Source organism: Ralstonia sp. 1B3, assembly GCF_036631435.1.
The window spans coordinates 51,527-71,933 of the sequence record NZ_JAPNUG010000033.1; the positions used below are offsets into that span (position 1 = coordinate 51,527).

14 protein-coding genes and 3 pseudogenes are annotated in these 20,407 nt (G+C 65.3%); 15 read left to right on the forward strand and 2 right to left on the reverse strand.

The features are described from left to right. Positions 1–41 precede the first annotated feature (41 nt). The 6 genes from OWR21_RS10050 to cheZ all read left to right on the forward strand — a co-directional run bounded on the left by OWR21_RS10050 (position 42) and on the right by cheZ (position 6,122). Positions 42–1,943 carry a methyl-accepting chemotaxis protein gene (locus tag OWR21_RS10050; protein WP_332395130.1) on the forward strand — a complete coding sequence of 634 codons (1,902 nt, stop codon included), beginning with the start codon at positions 42–44 and terminating at the stop codon, positions 1,941–1,943. Between the two features lie 103 nt (positions 1,944–2,046). After that, positions 2,047–2,928: a CheR family methyltransferase gene (locus OWR21_RS10055; RefSeq protein ID WP_316898472.1), complete on the forward strand. Its 882-nt coding sequence runs from the start codon at positions 2,047–2,049 to the stop codon at positions 2,926–2,928. 89 nt (positions 2,929–3,017) lie between these two features. Continuing rightward, positions 3,018–3,635 (forward strand): chemoreceptor glutamine deamidase CheD, encoded by a 618-nt coding sequence (cheD, locus tag OWR21_RS10060; RefSeq protein ID WP_316869735.1) that lies wholly within the window; start codon positions 3,018–3,020, stop codon positions 3,633–3,635. 140 nt (positions 3,636–3,775) lie between these two features. Further along, positions 3,776–4,903, forward strand: coding sequence for a protein-glutamate methylesterase/protein-glutamine glutaminase (locus OWR21_RS10065; protein WP_147214362.1), 1,128 nt, complete (start codon positions 3,776–3,778; stop codon positions 4,901–4,903). A gap of 149 nt (positions 4,904–5,052) precedes the next feature. Next, positions 5,053–5,454: a chemotaxis response regulator CheY gene (cheY, locus tag OWR21_RS10070; protein ID WP_004627759.1), complete on the forward strand. Its 402-nt coding sequence runs from the start codon at positions 5,053–5,055 to the stop codon at positions 5,452–5,454. Continuing rightward, entirely contained in the window at positions 5,454–6,122 is a 669-nt protein-coding gene (gene cheZ, locus OWR21_RS10075) for a protein phosphatase CheZ (protein WP_147214361.1), read from the forward strand. Before cheY ends, cheZ begins: the two co-directional genes overlap by 1 nt. A gap of 75 nt (positions 6,123–6,197) precedes the next feature. Here the strand turns inward: cheZ and OWR21_RS10080 are convergent, their stop codons facing one another. Then, entirely contained in the window at positions 6,198–7,136 is a 939-nt protein-coding gene (locus OWR21_RS10080; RefSeq protein ID WP_332395131.1) for an FAD:protein FMN transferase, read from the reverse strand. Positions 7,137–7,240: 104 nt separating this feature from the next. Beyond that, positions 7,241–7,661: pseudogene (locus OWR21_RS10085) on the reverse strand (c-type cytochrome). A gap of 237 nt (positions 7,662–7,898) precedes the next feature. Between OWR21_RS10085 and nosZ the strand changes: the two are divergent. The 9 genes and pseudogenes from nosZ to flhA form a co-directional block, all read left to right on the forward strand. Further along, on the forward strand, positions 7,899–9,848 hold the full coding sequence (nosZ, locus tag OWR21_RS10090; protein ID WP_316877098.1) for a TAT-dependent nitrous-oxide reductase: 1,950 nt from the start codon (positions 7,899–7,901) through the stop codon (positions 9,846–9,848). A gap of 57 nt (positions 9,849–9,905) precedes the next feature. Further along, positions 9,906–12,522, forward strand: a pseudogene (locus OWR21_RS10095) (4Fe-4S binding protein). Then, positions 12,519–13,823, forward strand: coding sequence for a nitrous oxide reductase family maturation protein NosD (locus OWR21_RS10100; protein ID WP_332395132.1), 1,305 nt, complete (start codon positions 12,519–12,521; stop codon positions 13,821–13,823). Before OWR21_RS10095 ends, OWR21_RS10100 begins: the two are co-directional and overlap by 4 nt. Further along, positions 13,801–14,742 (forward strand): annotated as a pseudogene (locus OWR21_RS10105) (ABC transporter ATP-binding protein); the annotation flags it as partial. The gene OWR21_RS10100 and the pseudogene OWR21_RS10105, both read left to right, overlap by 23 nt. Before the next feature lie 10 nt (positions 14,743–14,752). Beyond that, positions 14,753–15,574 carry an ABC transporter permease gene (locus OWR21_RS10110; RefSeq protein ID WP_332395133.1) on the forward strand — a complete coding sequence of 274 codons (822 nt, stop codon included), beginning with the start codon at positions 14,753–14,755 and terminating at the stop codon, positions 15,572–15,574. Continuing rightward, positions 15,571–16,101 carry a nitrous oxide reductase accessory protein NosL gene (locus OWR21_RS10115; RefSeq protein WP_316876656.1) on the forward strand — a complete coding sequence of 177 codons (531 nt, stop codon included), beginning with the start codon at positions 15,571–15,573 and terminating at the stop codon, positions 16,099–16,101. Before OWR21_RS10110 ends, OWR21_RS10115 begins: the two co-directional genes overlap by 4 nt. Positions 16,102–16,133: 32 nt before the next feature. Further along, positions 16,134–16,736, forward strand: a complete 603-nt coding sequence (locus tag OWR21_RS10120; protein WP_332395134.1) for a hypothetical protein — start codon at positions 16,134–16,136, stop codon at positions 16,734–16,736. 159 nt (positions 16,737–16,895) lie between these two features. Continuing rightward, complete coding sequence (flhB, locus tag OWR21_RS10125) at positions 16,896–18,059, forward strand: flagellar biosynthesis protein FlhB (RefSeq protein ID WP_332395135.1); 1,164 nt, start codon at positions 16,896–16,898, stop codon at positions 18,057–18,059. A gap of 501 nt (positions 18,060–18,560) precedes the next feature. Next, positions 18,561–20,407, forward strand: a 1,847-nt coding sequence (flhA, locus tag OWR21_RS10130; RefSeq protein WP_332395139.1) for a flagellar biosynthesis protein FlhA, incomplete at its 3' end; no start/stop codon positions are given.

Consider the following 20,407-nt stretch of genomic DNA (forward strand, 5'->3'; position numbering starts at 1 on the left):
ATAGCGGTTAGAGGGGCATATAAGAAACGAGGGGTAGACAGATGACGGGTTGGATCAAGCGCTTGCCGGTGTCCACGATGCTGACAGGCGGATTCCTGATTGTGGCGGCCATGGGCGCAGCCATCGGCGGGTTGGGCATCTACACGATCACGCAGCTGACCAAAGCCAGTGAAGAACTGGCACAAAAGCAGATGCGCGCTATCACGCAGATGGGCACTGCGGCCAACAGCCTGGCGCATGCCAGCCGTGCGCAGACGGCGCTGCTGATTGCCACCACGCTCAGCGAGCGCAAGACGCTCAGCGGGCAGATTGCCGACAGCATGCAGCACCTGAAAGACGGTGTGGAGAACGTGCGCCCGCTGTTTACCTCGGACGAAGGCAAGAAGATGATCCGCGAGGTCGATGCCATCTACCCCGTCTGGGGCAAGCGCATGACCGACTTCGTGGCACTGATGGACAAGCAGGGCCTGGACCCGACCCAGTTCGACAGCCGCGTCACCGCAGAGAACGTCGGCTTGCTCGATGACACTGCCGCGTTTGAAAAGACGCTCGACAAGATGGTCAAGCGTGTGGAGGAGGTCTCCGCCGCGTCCACCGTCAAGGCTCACGACGACGCACACCGCTCGCGCCTGGTGATGATGGTGATGGCCTGTGCGGGCGCGTTGCTCGGCATCGTGCTCGGCCTGGTCATTGCGCGCCGGCTGTCTCGCCAGCTGGGTGGCGAACCGTCGTACGCGGCCGAGATTGCCCGCCGCATTGCCGCCGGCGATCTGGCCGTGCACGTGCAGACCCGCCCCGGCGACCACGACAGCATGCTCTTCGCCATGGCGCAGATGCAGCAGCAACTGACCGGCACGATCACCAACATCAAGCGTTCCGCCGATTCCATTGCCAGCGCCACCAAGCAGATTGCCGCCGGCAATGCCGACCTCTCGCAGCGCACGGAAGAGCAGGCATCCTCGCTGGAGGAAACCGCTTCCAGCATGGAAGAACTCACCAGCATCGTGAAGCAGAACGCCGACAACGCGCGCCAGGCCAGCCAGCTGGCCGGCAGCGCGTCGGACATCGCCGTCAAGGGCGGTGAAGTGGTGGGCCGCGTGGTCGAAACCATGGCCGGCATCAACGACAGCAGCAAGAAGATCGCCGACATCATCGGCGTGATCGAAGGCATTGCCTTCCAGACCAACATCCTCGCCCTGAATGCCGCCGTGGAAGCCGCGCGGGCGGGCGAGCAGGGCCGCGGGTTTGCGGTGGTGGCGGGCGAGGTCCGCAGCCTGGCGCAGCGCTCGGCGACGGCGGCCAAGGAGATCAAGGAGCTGATCGGCGATTCCGTCGGCCGTGTGCGCAACGGGTCGGCCCTGGTGGCCGAAGCCGGTACGGTCATTGAGGAGGTCGTGGTGGCCGTGCGCCGCGTGACCGACATCATGGGCGAGATTTCCGCTGCGTCGGACGAGCAAAGCGCCGGCATCGAGCAGGTCAACCAGGCCGTGAACCAGATGGACGAGGTCACGCAGCAGAACGCTGCGCTGGTGGAGCAAGCCGCCGCCGCGGCCCTGTCGCTGGAAGAGCAGGCCCAACTGCTGCGCAATGCGGTGGCGACGTTCCGCACCGATGCTTCGGCCGAGTTGGCCGTCGGGGCGCCGGCCGTGGTTCCGGCGCCGGCCGCACGCAGCGAGGTCCGCCCTGCAAAGACCGAAATGGTGCCCGCCGTGGCGCGCGCCCTGGCTTCGCGCAAGGCGGCCAAGCCGGCCGTGTCACCGGAGACGGCCCCCGAGCAGGCGCCCGCCGCCGCGCAAGCTGAAAAAGCGCATCACGAAGCACATTTACCCGTTGCACCGGTGGTTGCCGCGGTCGCCGCGGCTGCCGTTTCCGAGGCCGCCGTCGCCCCGGCCCTCAAGCTGAGCGCCGGTTCTGCCGATGAAGATGACTGGAGCACCTTCTGACGCCAGCCTCGCCAGCAGAAAACTTGGCGCGGCCCGCGGAAACGGTACCCGCCAACGACTGAGAGCGGGCATCAAGACTCGCCAAACACGGGGTTAGTTATCCATGGCAGCACAAAATTTGGCGCCAGTTTCGCCGACGCTCGCGTCGCGTGAGTTTTCCTTCACCGCCGAAGATTTCGGTCGCATTCGCGACCTGATCTACCGCCGCGTCGGCATTTCACTGTCCGACCGCAAGAGCGAAATGGTCTACAGCCGCCTGGCGCGACGCCTGCGTGTGGTGAACCTCGGCTCGTTCCGCGACTACCTGGATGCGCTGGAAAAAGGTCACCTGCCCGACGAGTGGGAGGCCTTCACCAACGCGCTGACCACCAACCTGACCGCGTTCTTCCGCGAGCAGCACCACTTCCCGATCCTGCACGAGCACGCCAAGGCCAAGCGCACGCCGTTTACCGTGTGGTGCTCGGCGTCTTCGACGGGCGAAGAGCCGTACTCGATCGCCATCACGCTGGCCGAGGCCTTTGGCTCGATGTCGCCCAGCCAGGTGAGCGTGATCGCTTCCGATGTGGATACCAACGCGCTGGCGCGCGCCCGCGCCGGCATCTACCCGATGGAGCGTGTCGCGGCCCTGTCGCCCGAGCGCCTGAAGAAGTATTTCCTGCGCGGCACCGGCAAGCAGGAGGGCTATGCCCGCGTGCGGCCCGAGCTGCAAGCCATGATCGACTTCCGGCAGATCAACCTGCTCGACCGCGATTGGCCGCTGCAGCAGAAGTTCGACGTGATCTTCTGCCGCAACGTGATGATCTATTTCGACAAGCCCACGCAGGCCAAGATTCTTGAGCATTTCATCGACGTGATGAAACCCGATGGCCTGCTGTTTGCCGGTCATTCGGAGAGCTTCCTGCAGGTCACCAAGGCGTGGACGCTGCGCGGCAAGACCGTGTATGAGGTCGCGCCCGAGCTGCGCGCCAAGATGGGGGCACGATGATCGAATTCGGCAAACGCGCGACCCCGCAATCGGCGGCCGAGCCCGTGCGCAGCGATAGCGGCATGAGCAGCGGCATGAGCGCGGGCGCCATGGCCACGCTTGCGCAATCGTCCGCCAGCACGCACGCGTACTACGACACCACCTTCGGCCGGCGCGCCATGAAAGTGCTGCCCGGCGAGTATTCCGTCACCACCGAAGACCTGATGCTGGTCACGGTGCTCGGCTCGTGCGTCTCCGCCTGCGTGCGCGACAAGACCCTCGGCATTGGCGGCATGAACCATTTCATGCTGCCCTCGCGCAATGAAGGGGAATCGATCCTGTCCCCGTCCATGCGCTATGGCACGCACGCCATGGAGGTGCTGCTCAACCAGCTCTACAAGGCCGGCGCCAAGCGCGAGCGCCTCGAGATCAAGGTGTTTGGCGGCGCCGCCGTGCTGGCCGGCATGAGCACGCTCGACGTGGGCGAGCGCAACGGCAAGTTCGTACTCGAATTCCTGCGCAACGAAGGCCTGACGGTCGCCGCCAAGGACCTCTTTGACGTGCACCCGCGCAAGGTGTATTTCGTCCCGTCCACCGGTCAGATCATGGTGCGCAAGCTGCGCTCGCAGAACTCGGCGGCCGACCTGGACAGCGAGGCGCAATACGCCAGCAAGCTGTCGAAGTCCATCACGACCAAGCCTGCCTCGCGCCTCCAACTCTTTACCTAGGAGACCGCTGAAAAACGATTCTGACGGCCCAGCGCCGCCTTGCCGTGCGACTTGTACCGTCTGCGTCGGCACTGATCCATCAGAACCGCTTCGCTTCGTTTTGCAACGGTCTCAACATTCCAGAAGACTTGCTCCCGAACATGAACGACAAACGCAAGATTCAGGTGCTGTGCATCGACGATTCCGCACTGATCCGCAGCATCCTGAAGGAGATCATCAACAGCCAGCCGGACATGGAAGTGGTGGGTGTGGCGCCCGATCCGATCATCGCGCGCGACCTCATCAAGCAGACCAATCCGGACGTGCTCACGCTGGACGTCGAAATGCCGAAGATGGACGGCCTCGACTTCCTGGAAAAACTCATGCGCCTGCGCCCGACGCCGGTGGTCATGATCTCTTCGCTGACGGAGCGCGGCTCTGAGGCCACGCTGCGCGCGCTGGAGCTGGGCGCAGTCGATTTTGTCGCCAAGCCCAAGCTGGGCATGCGCGACGGCATGAACGAATACGCCGACCAGATTGCCGACAAGATCCGGGCAGCGGCCCGGGCACGGCTGCGTCCGCGCACTGCAACACCGGTTGCGGCGACCGCCTCGGCAACGGCAGCGGCGCCCGGCGCACACGTTCGCGCGGACCACGCAGCGGTATCCCCGGCACCTGCGCGTACCCATTTCTCGTCGACGGAAAAGCTCATCATCGTGGGCGCTTCCACCGGCGGCACCGAGGCCATCAAGGATTTCTTGCTGGAAATGCCGCCCGACTGCCCCGGCATCCTGATCGTGCAGCACATGCCGGCGGGTTTCACCACGTCGTTCGCCAAGCGGCTGGACGGCCTGTGCCGCATCCGTGTGAAAGAAGCCGTGCACGGCGAGCGTGTGCTGCCCGGCCACGCCTACATTGCCCCGGGCGACATGCACCTGTCGCTCGGCCGCAGCGGCGCCAACTACGTCACCGAGCTGGACCAGGGACCGCCGGTCAACCGCCATCGCCCGGCGGTGGACGTGCTGTTCCGCTCCGCCGCGCGCAACGCCGGGGCCAACGCCCTGGGCGTCATCCTCACCGGCATGGGCAAGGACGGCGCGGTGGGCATGCTGGAAATGCGCAACGCCGGCGCCTACAACGTGGCCCAGGACGAGGCGTCCTGCGTGGTCTACGGCATGCCCAAGGAGGCCGTGGCCCATGGCGGCGTGCACGAAGTCCTGCCGTTGTCGCAGATCGGCCCGCACGTGCTGGCCAAGCTGTCGGCGCATGGTCGTGTGACGCGCGTATAACACATCACTTTGCGGGTACATTGGTTGCGGGGCGCAGCAGTCAGGCGCCCCGCACCGTTCCAGCGCTCAAGAATCGGCCACAGGCGCCGATAAGATTGCCAAGGAAGCCCGAAAACCCCCAATTCAGTAAGTTTGCGGAGATTGTGTCCATGGACAAGAGCCAGTACCGATTCCTCGTCGTCGACGATTTCCCGACGATGCGCCGGATCGTGCGTAACCTGCTCAAGGAACTCGGTTTTGCCAACGTCGACGAGGCCGAAGACGGCGCCGCCGGCCTGGCCAAGGTCAAGGAAGGCCGGTTCGATTTCGTGATCTCGGACTGGAACATGCCCAACATGGATGGCCTGCAGATGCTGCAGAGCATCCGTGCCGACGCCAACACCGCCATCAGCAAGCTGCCGGTGCTGATGGTGACGGCCGAGGCCAAGAAGGAAAACATCATCGCCGCCGCCCAGGCCGGAGCCAACGGCTACGTGGTCAAGCCCTTCACGGCTGCCACGCTGGACGAAAAGCTGGGCAAGATTTTCGAGAAGCTCGAAAAGGGGGCGTGATGAGCGAGATGCACGATGGCGCCCCGGCGCCGGCCGCCGAAGGTGCAGACCACGGCGACATGCCCGAAATGCTCCAGCGCATCGGCCATCTCACGCGCATGCTGCGTGAAAGCATGCGCGAGCTGGGCCTGGACAAGGGCGTTGAGAAGGCCGCCTCGGCCATTCCCGACGCACGCGACCGCCTGAACTACATCGCCAACATGACCGAGCAGGCGGCCACCCGCGTGCTCAACGCCATCGACGCCGCGCGGCCCGTGCAAGATGCGCTGGAGTCCGACGCCGAGGCGCTGGTCAACCGCTGGCAGTCGTGGATGGACCGCCAACTGGGCGACGAAGAGATTCGCGCACTCGTCGGCCAGACCAACGGCTTCCTGCGCAGCGTCCCGGAAAAGACGCGCGACACGAACCAGCAGCTCATGGAAATCCTGATGGCCCAGGACTTCCAGGACCTGACCGGCCAGGTGATCAAGAAAGTGCTGGATGTTGTCCAGCTCATCGAAAGCCAGCTCGTCGGGATCCTGCTCGACAACGCGCCGGAACACCTGCGCGTGGAAGCCGCGCAGGTTGCGACGACGCTGCTCAACGGCCCGCAGATCAATCCGGACCATCCGGACGTGGTCGCCAACCAGGAACAGGTCGACGACCTGCTGGAAAGCCTCGGGTTCTGAACCCGCATTGCCTGGCCCTCGCAGCCGCGAGGGCCGGCACGTCTTCTGCCGAACCCCGAGCGGGCGGCATCAACGTCAACTGCTTGCAGAGAACTGCCGCAAGCGCGTTGCCATTCCGGCCGACATCCAAGGCCGACCTCCAGAGCCCGCGATCAGGACATCCACCCGCGAGAGCACCGGTGCAAGCATCCGTTGCCCGGCGGCGTGGCCTGCGGCCATGATCGCCGCGCCAAGGCCGTTGACGTCGTCTACGTCGCGAGCGATCAGGGTCACGCCATGCGGCCCATGCGAAGGCAGACCCGTTTGCGGATCGAGCACGTGATGGAACCGCTGACCGTTGCGCATGAAGTAACGCTCGTAGTCTCCGGATGACGCCACAACCCCGTCGCTGAGGCCGACGACGCCCAGCAGCCGCTCCGGCGCAAGTGGATCGCGCAGGCCGATGCGCCATGCATGTCCTTGCAGCTTTCCGCCGGCCACCACATCACCGCCACCGTTGATCATGGCGTCGCGTATGCCGTGTTCTCGTAGCACGCGCATGCCTGCCTGCAGGATGGGCAGCTTGGCAATGCCACCCAGATCCAGCTTCATGCCTTGGCGCCGCAAGTAAGCGCTGCCGTTGTGCTCGTCCACAACCACGTCCCGATAGTTGACGAAGCGCCGCTCACGCGCCAACTCCGTGGGGCTCGGGATGCGGCCGTGCTCGGGCTCAAAGTTCCAGCCCGAGTACGCGCCGACGGTGATATCGAAGGCCCCGCGGCTTTGCTCCGAGACCTGTCTGGCGCGCTTGAGCGCCATCGCGACTTCCGGCGCCACCGGCACGGGGTTCCGCCCAGCGGCGCGTGCCAGTGCGCTGACCTGGCTGTCGGGCCGGTAGCGGCTCATCAAGCATTCGAGCCGCGCCATCTCCGCAAAGGCAGCGGCGATGGCGGCAGCGGCGGCGCCCGGTGTCGCGCCTTGCGCAACGATATCGACTTGCGTGCCGAGCAACCGCTTGGATGCACGCTCGACCAAGGGTCTGCCAGCGCGGGCCGTACGAACATGCCGACTGCCAGCAGCGGCACCCCGGCCAGGCAGCGCCGCCGGGCTAGGTTGAAGGAGGCAGGGGATGCATGGCATTACTGCGACTTCGCCACCATGTAGTCAACCGCAGCCTTGATGGCATCGTCGGGCAAGGTCGATCCGCCACGGGCGGGCATGGATCCCTTGCTGCCGTTGAACCCCTCCAGCGCGTGCTTGTAAAGGGTGTCCTTGCCTTGTGCGATGCGCGGGCCCCAGTCGGCCTTGTCACCGGGCTTTGGCGCGCCGGCCACCCCTGCGGCGTGGCACATCGAGCAGACGTTGCCGAACGTGCGCTTGCCCAGCACATTCTCGGGCTCCGCCGCTGCGGCAACCGTCGCTGCAGCAGGGTGCACTGGTTTGCGCCGGTGCGGCTGCCGTAGCGGCGGAAGCCGACGGCGCGGCGGGTTCCTTCTGACCGCACGCTGCAAGAACGGCAGCGCAAATCAGCATCAGGCCTAGGGTGGTTTTCGTGCGCATGGAAATCTCCTTGAGTCGGCGCGGGTTCCGAAATGAACACGAATCGCATTCTGTACGCTCCCTTCCCATAAAGATGTATAAAAAATGCGTTTTTCAAGAATCTGTGACGAAAGTCAATTGCTTCGGCTGCCTGCACCCTGAAGATGCCACTTGCCGAGAAGGTCAGAGCGCAGATGTGAGCCGGCATCTTTCCGCCCGGCTTTGTGAAAACCGATAGAGGAATCGATACAGGGATCGATGATGACCAAGCACCAACAATCGCCATCCACACAGCAGGAAGAAGCGCTGAGCGTACCGGGGCGGCGTCGCTTCATGAACAGCGCAGCGCTCGCCGGGTTGGCAACGGTGGTGGCATGCACAGACAAGGGCACGCCCGCAGCAGCACCCGCCGCATCTGCCAGTGCGCCCGCAGCCGCGGCCGCCGGGGAACACGTCATTGCGGGCTTGCATCCGAAGCCGGGTGAACTCGACACCTATTACGGCCTGTGGAGCGGCGGACATACCGGGGACATGCGCGTCATGGGCATGCCCTCGGGCCGCGAGATCCACCGCATTCCGATGTTCGTGCCGGATGCGCTGGTCGGCTGGGGCATCACGAACGAATCGAAGAAGGTGATGGGCACCAAGCCCGACGGCAGTCTGAAGTACACGGTGGGCGATACCCACCACGTGCATGCCTCGTACAAGGATGGCAATTACGACGGCCGCTATGCGTGGATCAACGACAAGATCAACTCGCGCCTGGGGCGTGTGCGGCTCGACTATTTCATCTGCGACAAGATCACCGAACTGCCCAACGTGCAGGGCTTCCACGGCATCTTCCCGGACAAGCGCGACCCGCTCGACCCGAAGATCAACTACACGACGCGCGTGTTCTGCGGCGGCGAGTTTGCGATCCCGCTACCGAACACCGCAGGCATCGACGACCCGTCCAAGTACCGCTCGCTGTTCACCTGCGTGGACGCCGAAAGCATGGAGGTGCGCTGGCAGGTGCTGATCGACGGCAATTGCGATCTCGTCGCAACGTCGTACGACGGCAAGCTGGCCGCAACCAACCAGTACAACACCGAGATGGGCGTGCACTACGAAGACATGATGTCTGCCGAGCGCGACGCCTGCCTGTTCTTCAACATTGCGCGCATTGAAGCGGCGGTCAAGGCCGGCAAGTTCAAGACCATCGGCGACTCCAAGGTGCCGGTGGTGGACGGCACGCACGCGGCCAACCAGGATCCGAAGACGGCGCTGACCGCCTATGTGTCGGTGCCGAAGAATCCGCACGGCGTCAATGCCAGCCCAGACCAGAAGTACTTCATCTGTGCCGGCAAGCTCTCGCCCACCGGTACCGTGATCGAGCTGTCCCGCGTGCTCGACTGGTTCGACGGCAAGCTCGCCAAGATCGACGACGCCATCGTGGCGGAGGTGGAACTTGGGCTCGGGCCGTTGCATACGGCGTTCGACGGGCGCGGCAACGCATACACAACGCTGTTCCTCGACAGCCAGATCGTGAAGTGGAACATCGATGCCGCGATCAAGTTCCACAACGGTGACAAGAACGCGAAGTACGTGGTCGACCGCCTCGACGTGCACTACCAGCCGGGCCACCTGAACGCATCGCAATCCGAAACGGTGGCCGCCGATGGCAAATTCCTTGCCGTGGGCTGCAAGTTCTCCAAGGACCGCTTCCTGCCCGTTGGCCCACTGCACCCGGAAAACGAACAGTTCATCGACATCTCGGGCGAGAAGATGGTGCTGCTGCAGGACCACCCGATCCGCAGCGAACCGCACGACTTCATCATCTTCAAGCGCGAGCTGCTGCACCCGAAGCAGGTCTACTCGCTGGACGACTTCCCGCTCGCCACCAAGGATCCGAAGCAATCCGGCGTGGTGCGCAATGGCAAGAAGGTGACGGTGCGCCTGACGTCGCAGGCACCGGCGTACAGCCTGCGCGAGTTCAAGCTGAAGAAGGGCGACGAGGTCACGCTGATCCTCACCAACCTCGACAAGGTCGAGGACTTGACGCACGGCTTCGCCATTCCGAAATACAACATCAACTTCATCGTCAACCCGCAGGAAACCGCATCGGTCACGTTCATTGCCGATAAGCCCGGCGTGTTCTGGTGCTACTGCACGCATTTCTGCCATGCACTGCACCTTGAAATGCGCAGCCGCATGATTGTTGAGGCCTGATCCCGAGGGCAGGCGCGCGTGCCCGGGTGCGGGCCCGCGCGCCCCACGAACTCCAAGATGCCATCCCGAAAACAAGGGTTCGCGGCGTGGGTCGCTGCGTTCCTCCTGATGCTGTTCATGGGCGTGCAGCCGGCGCAAGCGGGCCGCGGCGCCTATGAAGCCGAGTTGCCTGCCAACCTGGCCGAGGCCAAGGACCTGTGCTCGCTTGTACCGTGCGCCGACGTGTTTCCCGGCGCGGTGCGTTTCTCCGAACGGATGGGGCAACCACCGTATGTAGAAGCGTACGGCGCAGCGCAAGGCGGCAAGGCGCCCCTGCTGGGCTACGTGATGCTGTCCACCGACATCACGGACATTCCGGCCTATTCAGGCAAGCCCGTGGTGACGCTCATCGGCATGGACCGGCAAGGCCGCTATGTCGGCATCAAGGTCCTGAAACACTCCGAGCCGATCCTGCTGCTCGGGATTCCCGAGTCTGCGCTGCTGAACTTCAACAAGCAGTACATCGGCAAGTCGGTCAAGGACAAGATCGAAGTCGGCCAGTCGCGGCCTGACGAAGGTGTGCTGGGCGTCGATGCGATCTCGGGCGCCACCGTGACCGTGATTGCGCAGAACCAGGTGCTGGCGACAGCCACGTCTTCGGTGGCGCGGCAAGTCGGCATTCTTGCGCCCACGCGCCACGAGCCCGCGCGCTATGCGCAGACCGGCCAGCGCGCTACCTGGGCGGAGCTGGTCAAGCAGGGCAGCGTGCAGCGCTTGCTGATCCGGCCTGAGCAGCTTGGTCTGGAACGCGCGCCGGAACCGTTCATTGAACTGTGGTTTGGTGATCTCAATCATCCGGACCTGGGTGCGAGCCTGCTCGGCCAGTCCGCGTGGAACGATCTGCACGCGCAGCTCAAGCCGAACGAGCATGCAATCTTCGTCATCCGCACCGCGGGCGCCGCGTCGTTCAAAGGGTCGGGCTTCGTGCGCGGCGGCATCTATGACCGCATCCAGATCAAGCAAGGCGCGGAGTCCTTCACCTTCCGCGATTCGGACTACCTGAACCTCTATGGCCTGGCAGCCCCAGGCGCGCCGGCCTACACCGAGTCGGCCATCTTCGTGGTGCGCTCGCCAGCGTTCTCGGCGGCATATCCGTGGAAGCTGTCCTTCCTGGGCAACCGCGTCGATCGGGCCACCGGCACGCGCAGCTTCGTCACGTTCGATGCCCCGTACTGGATGCCCGAAGCGCTGCTGCAGGGCGGCCACCCGCATATCGACGAGCCGGAGGCACCCTGGCGGCGGGTCTGGCGTACGCGCGCGCCGCAGATCGCGCTGTTCATCGCGCTGCTCGTTTCGGTGGGCGTGGTGTACGCGCTGCGCGAGCGCCTGACGCGTCGCTCCACGCACAAGAACAAATGGCCGGTGAATGCCTTCAAGTACACCGCGTGGGCACTGAGCATCGGCTTCGTGGGCTTCGGTGCGATGGCGCAGCCGTCGATCACGCAAGTGCTGACCTGGTTCCACTCGCTGCTGTTCCAGTGGACGTGGTCGCTGTTCCTGACCGATCCATTCATCTTCTGCTTCTGGATCTTCATCATCCTGACGGTGTTCCTGTTTGGGCGGGGGCTGTTCTGCGGATGGCTGTGCCCGTTCGGCTCGCTGTCGGAAGCGCTGTACAAGATCGGCGGAAGGCTCGGCCTCAAGCGCTGGCAGCGTCATCTGCCGCGTGCCTGGCACGACAAGCTGAAGTGGCTCAAGTACGCCATCTTCTTCGGCCTGCTGACGGTGTCGGTGTTCTCGATGGGGCTGGCAGAGAAGCTTGCCGAGGTGGAACCGTTCAAGACGACATTCCTTGTCGGCATCAGCCATCGCGCGTGGCCCTACGGCCTGTTTGTCTGCACGCTGCTCGGGATCTCGTTGTTTGTGGAGCGCCCGTACTGCAAGTACATCTGCCCGCTGGGCGCTGCGCTTGCCATGCCGAGCACCTTCCGCTGGTTTGGCCTGCGCCGCAAGCAGGACTGCAACAGTTGCAAGGCGTGCGCCGTGGGTTGCGGCTCATTGGCGATCGACGCGGATGGCCGCATCGACCACCGCGAATGCCTGCACTGCCTCGACTGCATGGTGCTGTACACCGACGTCAAGGATGCCCGCCGCTGGCCAAGGAGCGCAAGCGCCGCGAGCGCGACGGGCTGGAGATCACCCCATCGGCAAGGACGGCTACTTCATTCCCATCCAGCCGGTACCGATGAGCCCGCGCGTGGCGCAAGGCCCCGACCCGCGCATGCCGACCGATCGCATGGTGCCGCCCGGACGCGAAGGCGCGCGTGGCCTGCGTTGGCTGATGCTGGAAGTGCGCGATCACCTGTGGCCGTGGAGCAGCAAGGGCTGGGCGTCTGCGCGCGGCCTGCAGATCGCGGGCGCTTCGCTTGCGCTGGCGGCAAGCGTGGCGTGGGTCCTGGCCGCGATGGGCCAGCTGTCGTCGGGCGCCGTCATCGCATGGTGGTTCGGCTGGAGCGTGTATGAGGTGCTGATCCGCCTGGCAGGTCGACGCTACGTCAAGGACGGCCCGTGGTGGCAAGCCAACTATCGGCGTGCAACCGTCATGGACATGCTGAGCTACGTCGGCTTCAAGAACCTGCTGATCGGCGCCGCGTTGTTCCTGGCCCTGAAGGCGCTGGGGTGGCTGCAGGTATGAGATGGCTGCCGGTGTTGCTCGTCGTCTGCGGCTGGCTTGCGGTTGCCCAGGGCGCTCGGTGCGCCAAGGCATTCGCGGGGGCTACGGTGCGCGTGGCGGCAGGGCAATCGCTGCAGGCGGCCATTGACGCTGCACATCCGCGCGACGTGCTCGAGATCGAGCGCGGCATGTACACCGGCAACCTCGTCATCAACAAGCCTCTGACGCTGCGTGGCCTCGATCGCCCGACGCTCAGTGGCGGCCAGCGCGGCGACACGATCCGCATCAGCGCACCGGACGTCGTCATCGAGGGCCTGATCGTCCGTGATTCGGGCGACAGCCTGAAAGACCAGAACGCAGGCATCAACATCCTACCCGGCGCGCATCGGGCCGTGGTGCGCCAGTGTGAGCTGACCTACAACCTGTTTGGCTTGTGGATCGAGAAAGCCAACGACGTGCGCATCGAGGCCAACACCATCACCGGCAAGCGCGACTACAACTCGGCGCAGCGCGGCAACGGCGTGGAGCTTTACAACACGCAAGGCGCACGCATCATCGGCAACAACATCAGCTTCGTGCGCGATGCGCTTTACGTGGACGTATCGCATCACGCCGTGTTCAAAGGCAACCGGCTTCACCACAGCCGCTATGGCACGCACTACATGAACTCCTACTACAACCTGTGGGAGGACAACGACAGCTATGCCAACCGGGGCGGCCTCGCCTTGATGGAAGTGCGCGACCAGATCGTGCGCAACAACCGCACCTGGGGCAATGCGGACCACGGGATCATGCTGCGCACGCTGCAGGATTCGGTGGTGGAGAACAACGTGGTGGCCGACAACGATCGCGGCTTCTTCATCTACGACGTTGAATACACGCAACTGCGCGGCAACCTCATCGTCGGCAACCAGGTGGGCGTGCACCTGTCGGCGGGTTCCACACGCAACGTGGTCCAAGGCAACGACTTCATCGGCAACCGCGAGCAAGTCCGCTACGTTGGCGCGCGGGACGAGGCATGGGGTGCCCGTACGGCGGCCGAGCGCAGGCAGGGCAACTTCTGGAGCGACTACCTCGGCTGGGACCGCGACGGCGATGGCATTGGCGATTTGCCTTACGAGGCCAACGACGTCGTAGACCGGCTGATCTGGCGCCACCCCGGCGTGCAACTGCTGCTGGCGAGCCCGGCGGTGCAGGCACTCAGGTTCGTCAGCCGGCAGTTTCCGATCCTGCGTGTGCCGAGCGTGGTCGACGCCTATCCGCGCATGCAACCCGCGAACCCCCATTGGAGCACCTGGCGTGACAGATCCCTTTCACGTTGACGAGACTGCCGCCATTTCACTGCGCGGCGTCAGCAAACACTATGGCGCCGTGCGCGCCGTCGACGGCGTTGACCTGGACGTCGGCTACGGCGAGCTGTTCGGCCTGATCGGGCACAACGGTGCCGGCAAGAGCACGCTCTTCAAGATGATGCTGGGGCTGATTCCCGCAACCACCGGCAGCATCCGCGTGGCCGGTGCATCGGTGCGCGGCGCCGCGTTCCGGGCGGCCCGGCGGCAGATCGGTTACCTGCCCGAGAACCTCGTCCTGTACGACAACCTGAGCGGGCTGGAGACCTTGCGGTTTTTCGCCCGGCTCAAGGGCGTACCGGCGGCCGATTGCGCGCCGCTGCTTGCCCGCGTGGGGCTTGCGGGTGCGGCCGACAAACCGGTGCGTGCCTACTCCAAGGGGATGCGGCAGCGCCTCGGGTTTGCGCAGGCGCTGTTGGGTACGCCACGCGTTCTTTTCCTCGATGAGCCGACGAATGGTCTGGACCCGGCGGCCATTCACGACTTTTACGCCACGCTGCAAGGATTGCGCGAGCAGGGCGTCACGATCCTGATCACGTCGCACATCCTGGCCGAGCTGCAGCAGCGCATCGACCGCCTTGCCATTCTGGCCGACGGCCGCGTTCTTGCACTTGGCAGTGTCGCTGCACTGCGCGCACGCGCCGATCTGCCCCTGACGCTGGCCGTGCGGGTCGAGGCCGGCGCGCGCAGCGCACTGTGGGCGCAACTCGCGCCCTTGTGCGCACACGGCGCAGAGATCGTCGACGGGCAGGCCGAGCACGAGATGCTGCTGCGCTGCAGCCGCTCGCTCAAGATGGACGCCCTTCAGGCACTGCAGCCGCTGGGCGGGCGCCTGCTCGATCTGCAGATCCACGAACCGTCGCTCGAAGACGTGTTCTTCGGCCTCAGGCAACGGAGGCCGCATGACCGGCATCGAATATCGGCAGGTGGCCGCCGTCGCCGCCAAGGAACTGCGCGATCGTCTGCGCAACCGGTGGGTGCTTGCGGTGGCCGTCGTGTTTGCGGTGTTCTCGCTCGTGATCAGCTACTTTGGCGGCGCCGAGCAGGGCACGCTCGGCCCGCGCTCCATCGAGTTCGTCATCACCAGCCTGGTCAGCCTCGTGATCTACCTGATCCCGCTGATTGCCCTGTTGCTCGGGTTCGACGCGGTTGTCGGCGAGCGCGAGCGCGGCTCGCTCGATCTGCTGCTGGCACTGCCGCTCACACGCGTGGAACTGCTGCTGGGCAAGTACCTCGGGCTCGCCGCGGCGCTCACGCTGTCCACGCTGGGCGGGTTCGCGCTGATGGCGGTGCTCCTATGGCACCAGTTCGGCGGGGCGGGGCTGTATCAGGCGGCCGGCTTCGTGCTGAGTTCAGTGCTGCTTGGGCTTGTCTTTCTGAGCCTGGCGCTGTGCGTTTCCGTCGTCAGCCGTGAACGCACGCGGGCTGGCGCCGCCATCGCGCTGTGGTTTGGCTTCGTGCTGGTGTTCGACCTGTTGCTGCTCGGCCTGTTGGTGGCCACCGGCGGCAGCTTTGGCGGCCAGGCGCTGGCGTATCTGCTGTTGCTTAACCCCACCGACATTTTCCGCATCCTCAACGTGTTTTCGCTGGACCAGCTGCGCGGCCTGCATGGCCTCGTCAGCATCGTGCCGCCTGCCCTGGGCAACCCGTGGGCGATGGGCGGGGCGATGCTGGCGTGGATTGCCGCGCCGCTGGCGCTGGCCGCCTGGAGATTCCGCACATGAACCCGGATCGTCGCCGCCTGCTGGCGGCTGCCCTGGCCGGATCGGCCACCCTCGTCGGCCTGGCTGCCTGTGGCCGGCAGGCCGAAGCCACCCTTGTCCCCGCTGAAGCCGACGCGGCCACCACCTGCGACCTGGACGGCATGCTGGTGGCGGAGTATCCCGGGCCCAAGGCGCAGCTCTATTACCAGGGCGACGCAACGCCGCACTGGTGCTGCGATACCGTGGAAATGTTCAACACGCTGCTCAAGCCGGAGCAGGCGCGGCCGATCCGGGCGGCGCTTGTGCAGGACATGGGCCAGGCCGACTGGGAGCATCCTCGCGGCCACTGGTTTGATGCCAGGACCGGCTATTACGTGTTCGGCAGCCGGCGCCGCGGCTCGATGGGGCCGACGGTCGCCAGCTTCCGGCTGGAAGCCGATGCCCGCGCGTTCATGGCCCGCGATGGCGGCAAGCTGCTGCGCTACGCCGAAGTGACGCCCGACATGGTCGACCTCAGCGGCGGCGCGCTGCACGACGGGCGCATGTAGCCATGCGGCTGCGTCGATCAGGCTTGACGGCAATGGTTCTGCTGGCGGCCTCGCTCTGGTGGTATGGCGTGCATGCGAGCCGCCGCGTCGAGCCCGAGATCCCCACCGAGATCTGCTTTGTCGCAGCGCCCACGCCCTATGACCCGCGCTCCGGCGTCGCGCCCGATGCGCCGCGCGCCATCCCGCCCCACGCACGTTGCCCGGTCTGCGGCGCATTTCCGTCGCGCGTGCCGGACTGGGCAGCCCAGGTGATCTTTGCCGATGGCGATGCGTACTTCTTCGACTCGCCCTTGAGCCTGTTCATCTACTTGCGCAACCTGCCGCGCTACGCCGCCGGCCGGCAGGCCACCGACATTGCCGCGGCCTATGTGCGCGCGGTGGGCGACGGCGCTGGATCGCCGCGCTGCAGGCCGTCTACGTATGGGGCTCCGATGTGCCTGGGCCGATGCGCAGGGCAATCTGCCGGCCTTCCAGAATCACACCGATGCGCGCGCTTTCATTGCGCGCCATGGCGGATCGGTCATGGGTTCCGCCGGCATTACCGCAGAACGCCTGCGGGCGTTGGAGCCCACGCAGCCCCATCCGGCCGGTCAGCACACCTAGCGCACGCAGGCTGGTGGGCCGAGCAGGCTTGATTGCACCGGACGGCCCCATGTTGGCGTGGTTCCCGAGGCTTTCTGTCGATAAGCCGCCCCAGAGGCCGCTTTTCGGCGCTTCAATGGGCGAGGGTGCCTCGGATAATGCGACGGTCGGCCAACCTGCCGGCCTGTTCCATCCACCCTCGCACGCCCGGCATGTCCGAAGAAAGCGATCTCGAAAAAACCGAACCAGCCTCTCCGAGGCGCCTCGAGCAGGCGCGCGAGGAAGGCGACGTTCCCAGATCACGGGAACTGGCTTCGTTCGCCCTCACGGCGGTGTCCGCGGGCGGTTTGTGGGTGATGGGCGACTCGATCGTGCGGGCTGCGTCGTCGTTTCTGGCGCGCTGCCTGGAGTTCCACCGCTACAACTACGCCAGCGGGCAGGACCAGTGGAACTACGTGACGGGCCAGTTCATGCCGCTGGCCATGGCGCTGGGCGGGTTGATGCTGATCCTGGTGATTGCCGCGCTGTCGCCGCTGGCGCTCACGCGCGGGGCCATCTCGTTCAAACCGCTGGCCCCCGATATTTCGCGCCTGTTCAAGCTGCAGGGGCTGACGCGCATGTTTTCGCTGGAGGGGCTGATGGAGCTGCCCCGCCTGCTGATCAAGCTGTTCCTGATTGCCGGCGTGGGCTGGCTGCTGGTCCGGTATTACCGGGGTGACCTGATCGAACTGCCGCAGCAGGACCTGGGCGTGGCCATGCGCGACACCCTGCACGTGGCCGGCGTGGCCTTCCTCTGCATGGCGGCGGTGATGATGCTGGTGGCGGCCGTGGATGTGCCGCTGTCGTTGTGGCAATACGCGCGCAAGCACCGCATGACGAAGGAAGAAGTGCGCAAGGAGCACCGCGAGTCCGAAGGCGATCCGCACGTCAAGGGCCGCATCCGCAACCTGCAGCGCCAGGCCGCCCAGCGCCGCATGATGGCCGACGTGCCCAAGGCCGATGTGATTGTCACCAACCCGACGCACTACGCCGTCGCGCTGCGCTATTCCGAGAAGGAAGGCGGCGCGCCGCGCGTGCTGGCCAAGGGCGCCGACATGGTGGCCGCCAAGATCCGCGAGCTGGGGACGGAGCACAAGATTCCCATTCTGGAAGCGCCCCCGCTGGCCCGCGCGCTGTACCGCCATACCGAGATCGGCCACCAGATTCCCGAAGCGCTGTACGCCGCCGTGGCCGAGGTGCTTGCCTATGTCTACCAGCTGCGCCGCCTGCATCAGGTGGGCGGCCGTGTGCCGGTGCGCCCGACCGACCTGCCGGTGCCCGCCGATATGGACCCGGGGCCGCAGCCCGGGCCGGACGACGAGCCCGAAGACGCCTAAACCGTCGCTTGCCGAGTAAAAAGCCTCACGCGTCGAGCTCAGAGCTCGGATCGCCGAGCAAAAAGCCTCACGCGCCGAGCTCTGAGCTCGGATTGCCGAGCAAAAGCTCCACGCGTCGAGCTCCGAGCTCGGATCGCCGAGCAAAATGCTCCGCGCGTCGAGCTCCGAGCTCGGATTGCCGAGCAAAAAGCCTCACGCGTCGAGCTCAGAGCTCGGATCGCCGAGCAAAAAGCTCCACGCGTCGAGCTCCGAGCTTGGACCGCCGAGCAAAAGCCTCGTGCTCGGCACTTTTTGCGCGGCGGACGGGCGTTTGAGGTTCGGGCGCGCCTGACTTGGCGCGCAACTTGACCAGGCAGACGGCGCCAATGGCCGCTTCCGCCCCCCGGTGGGAGGGTATTTCAGAGAAAAGCCGCCTTTTGGGCGGCTTTCTCACGTCTTCGATTTGGCAGCCCCCACGGCAAGATGGCACCCATCGAAAAGCCCCCGCTGCACGACCCGCCAATGAACGCCGCACTGCTCCGAGTCACCGACATCCTGCGCAAGGGCGACTACCGCTCCGCCGCGGGCCCGGTGCTCATCATCCTGATCCTGGCGATGATGGTGCTGCCATTGCCGCCGTTCATCCTCGATCTACTGTTCACCTTCAACATCGCGCTGTCGATCATCGTGCTGCTGATCAGCATGCACACGCTCAAGCCGCTGGATTTCTCGTCGTTCCCGAGCATCCTGCTGATCACCACGCTGATGCGGCTGTCGCTCAACGTGGCGTCCACGCGCGTGGTGCTGATGGAAGGCCACACCGGCCCCGACGCCGCCGGCAAGGTGATCGAGGCCTTCGGCCACTTCCTGGTGGGCGGCAACTACACCGTCGGCATCGTGCTGTTCGTCATCCTAGTCATCATCAACTTCATGGTGATCAGCAAGGGCGCGGGCCGCATCGCCGAGGTCAGCGCGCGCTTCACGCTCGATGCGATGCCCGGCAAGCAGATGGCGATCGACGCCGACCTGAACGCCGGCCTCATCCGTGAGGACGAAGCCCGCAAGCGCCGCACGGCCATCGCGCAGGAAGCTGAATTCTTCGGCTCCATGGACGGTGCGAGCAAATTTGTGCGCGGCGATTCGGTGGCCGGTATCGCCATCCTGCTGATCAACATCGTCGGCGGCCTGGCCGTGGGCGTGCTCCAGCACGGCATGGACGTGGGCCACGCCGCCACCAACTACACGCTGCTGACCATCGGCGACGGCCTGGTCGCACAGATTCCCGCGCTGGTGATCTCCACCGCGGCGGGCATCATGGTCAGCCGCGTCTCCACCGACAAGGACGTCGGCCAGCAACTGTCGAGCGAGCTGTTTGCCATGCCGATGGTGCTGATGACGACCGCCGGCGTGCTGGGCCTGCTGGGCCTGGTGCCGGGCATGCCGCACATCCCGTTCGTGCTGTTTGGCGGCGGTCTGGGCTATCTGGGCTGGTACCTCAAGAAGAAGCGCGAAGTGCCCGAGGTCGAGCCCGTGCTGCAGGCGATTGCCCCGGTGGATACGCCCGAGGCGAGCTGGGACGACGTGTCGTGGGTCGACGTGCTGGGCCTGGAAATCGGCTACCGCCTGATCCCGCTGGTCGACAAGAGCCAGGACGGCGAGCTGCTGCGCCGGATCAAGGGCATCCGCAAGAAATTCACGCAGGACATGGGCTTCCTGGCGCCGGTGGTGCATATCCGCGACAACCTGGAGCTGGGCCCGTCGTCGTACCGCATCACGCTCAAGGGTGTGGAAATCGGCCACGGCGAAGTGCAGCAGGGCAAGTTCCTCGCCATCAATCCGGGTGGCCAGGACGGCCTGGGCGGTCATGGCGGCATGGGTGGTCGCCTGGGCACGCAACTGCCCGGCACGCCCACCGTGGACCCGACGTTCGGCCTGCCGGCCATGTGGATCAACGCCGATGTGCGCGATCGTGCGCAGGCCGAGGGCTACACCGTGGTCGATTGCAGCACGGTCATCGCCACCCACGTCAATCAGTTGATTTACACCCATAGCACCGAGCTTCTCGGCCGTTTGGAAGTGCAGCAGTTGCTCGATCATTTGGGCAAGGAAGCACCGAAGCTGGTCGAAGACGTTGTACCGAAGCTGTTGCCCGTCGCGACCGTGCAGAAGGTGCTGCAGAACCTGCTGGACGAAGGCCTGCATATCCGCGACATCCGCACCATCGTCGAGACGCTGGCGGAACACGGAGGCAGGACGCAAGACCCCGCCGAACTCACCGCCGCCGTGCGTGTGGCGCTGGGCCGGGCGATTGCCCAGCAGCTCTTCCCGAACAAGACCGAAATGCAGGTCGTCACGCTTGACCCGAATCT

Excerpts from the sequence above, each read along its gene's own strand:
- OWR21_RS10050 (WP_332395130.1), top strand. The coding sequence starts at position 42 with ATGACGGGTTGGATCAAGCGCTTGCCGGTGTCCACGATGCTGACAGGC.
- OWR21_RS10055 (WP_316898472.1), top strand. The coding sequence starts at position 2,047 with ATGGCAGCACAAAATTTGGCGCCAGTTTCGCCGACGCTCGCGTCGCGT.
- cheD (WP_316869735.1), top strand. The coding sequence starts at position 3,018 with ATGGCCACGCTTGCGCAATCGTCCGCCAGCACGCACGCGTACTACGAC.
- OWR21_RS10065 (WP_147214362.1), top strand. The coding sequence starts at position 3,776 with ATGAACGACAAACGCAAGATTCAGGTGCTGTGCATCGACGATTCCGCA.
- cheY (WP_004627759.1), top strand. The coding sequence starts at position 5,053 with ATGGACAAGAGCCAGTACCGATTCCTCGTCGTCGACGATTTCCCGACG.
- cheZ (WP_147214361.1), top strand. The coding sequence starts at position 5,454 with ATGAGCGAGATGCACGATGGCGCCCCGGCGCCGGCCGCCGAAGGTGCA.
- nosZ (WP_316877098.1), top strand. The coding sequence starts at position 7,899 with ATGATGACCAAGCACCAACAATCGCCATCCACACAGCAGGAAGAAGCG.
- OWR21_RS10100 (WP_332395132.1), top strand. The coding sequence starts at position 12,519 with ATGAGATGGCTGCCGGTGTTGCTCGTCGTCTGCGGCTGGCTTGCGGTT.
- OWR21_RS10110 (WP_332395133.1), top strand. The coding sequence starts at position 14,753 with ATGACCGGCATCGAATATCGGCAGGTGGCCGCCGTCGCCGCCAAGGAA.
- OWR21_RS10115 (WP_316876656.1), top strand. The coding sequence starts at position 15,571 with ATGAACCCGGATCGTCGCCGCCTGCTGGCGGCTGCCCTGGCCGGATCG.
- OWR21_RS10120 (WP_332395134.1), top strand. The coding sequence starts at position 16,134 with ATGGTTCTGCTGGCGGCCTCGCTCTGGTGGTATGGCGTGCATGCGAGC.
- flhB (WP_332395135.1), top strand. The coding sequence starts at position 16,896 with ATGTCCGAAGAAAGCGATCTCGAAAAAACCGAACCAGCCTCTCCGAGG.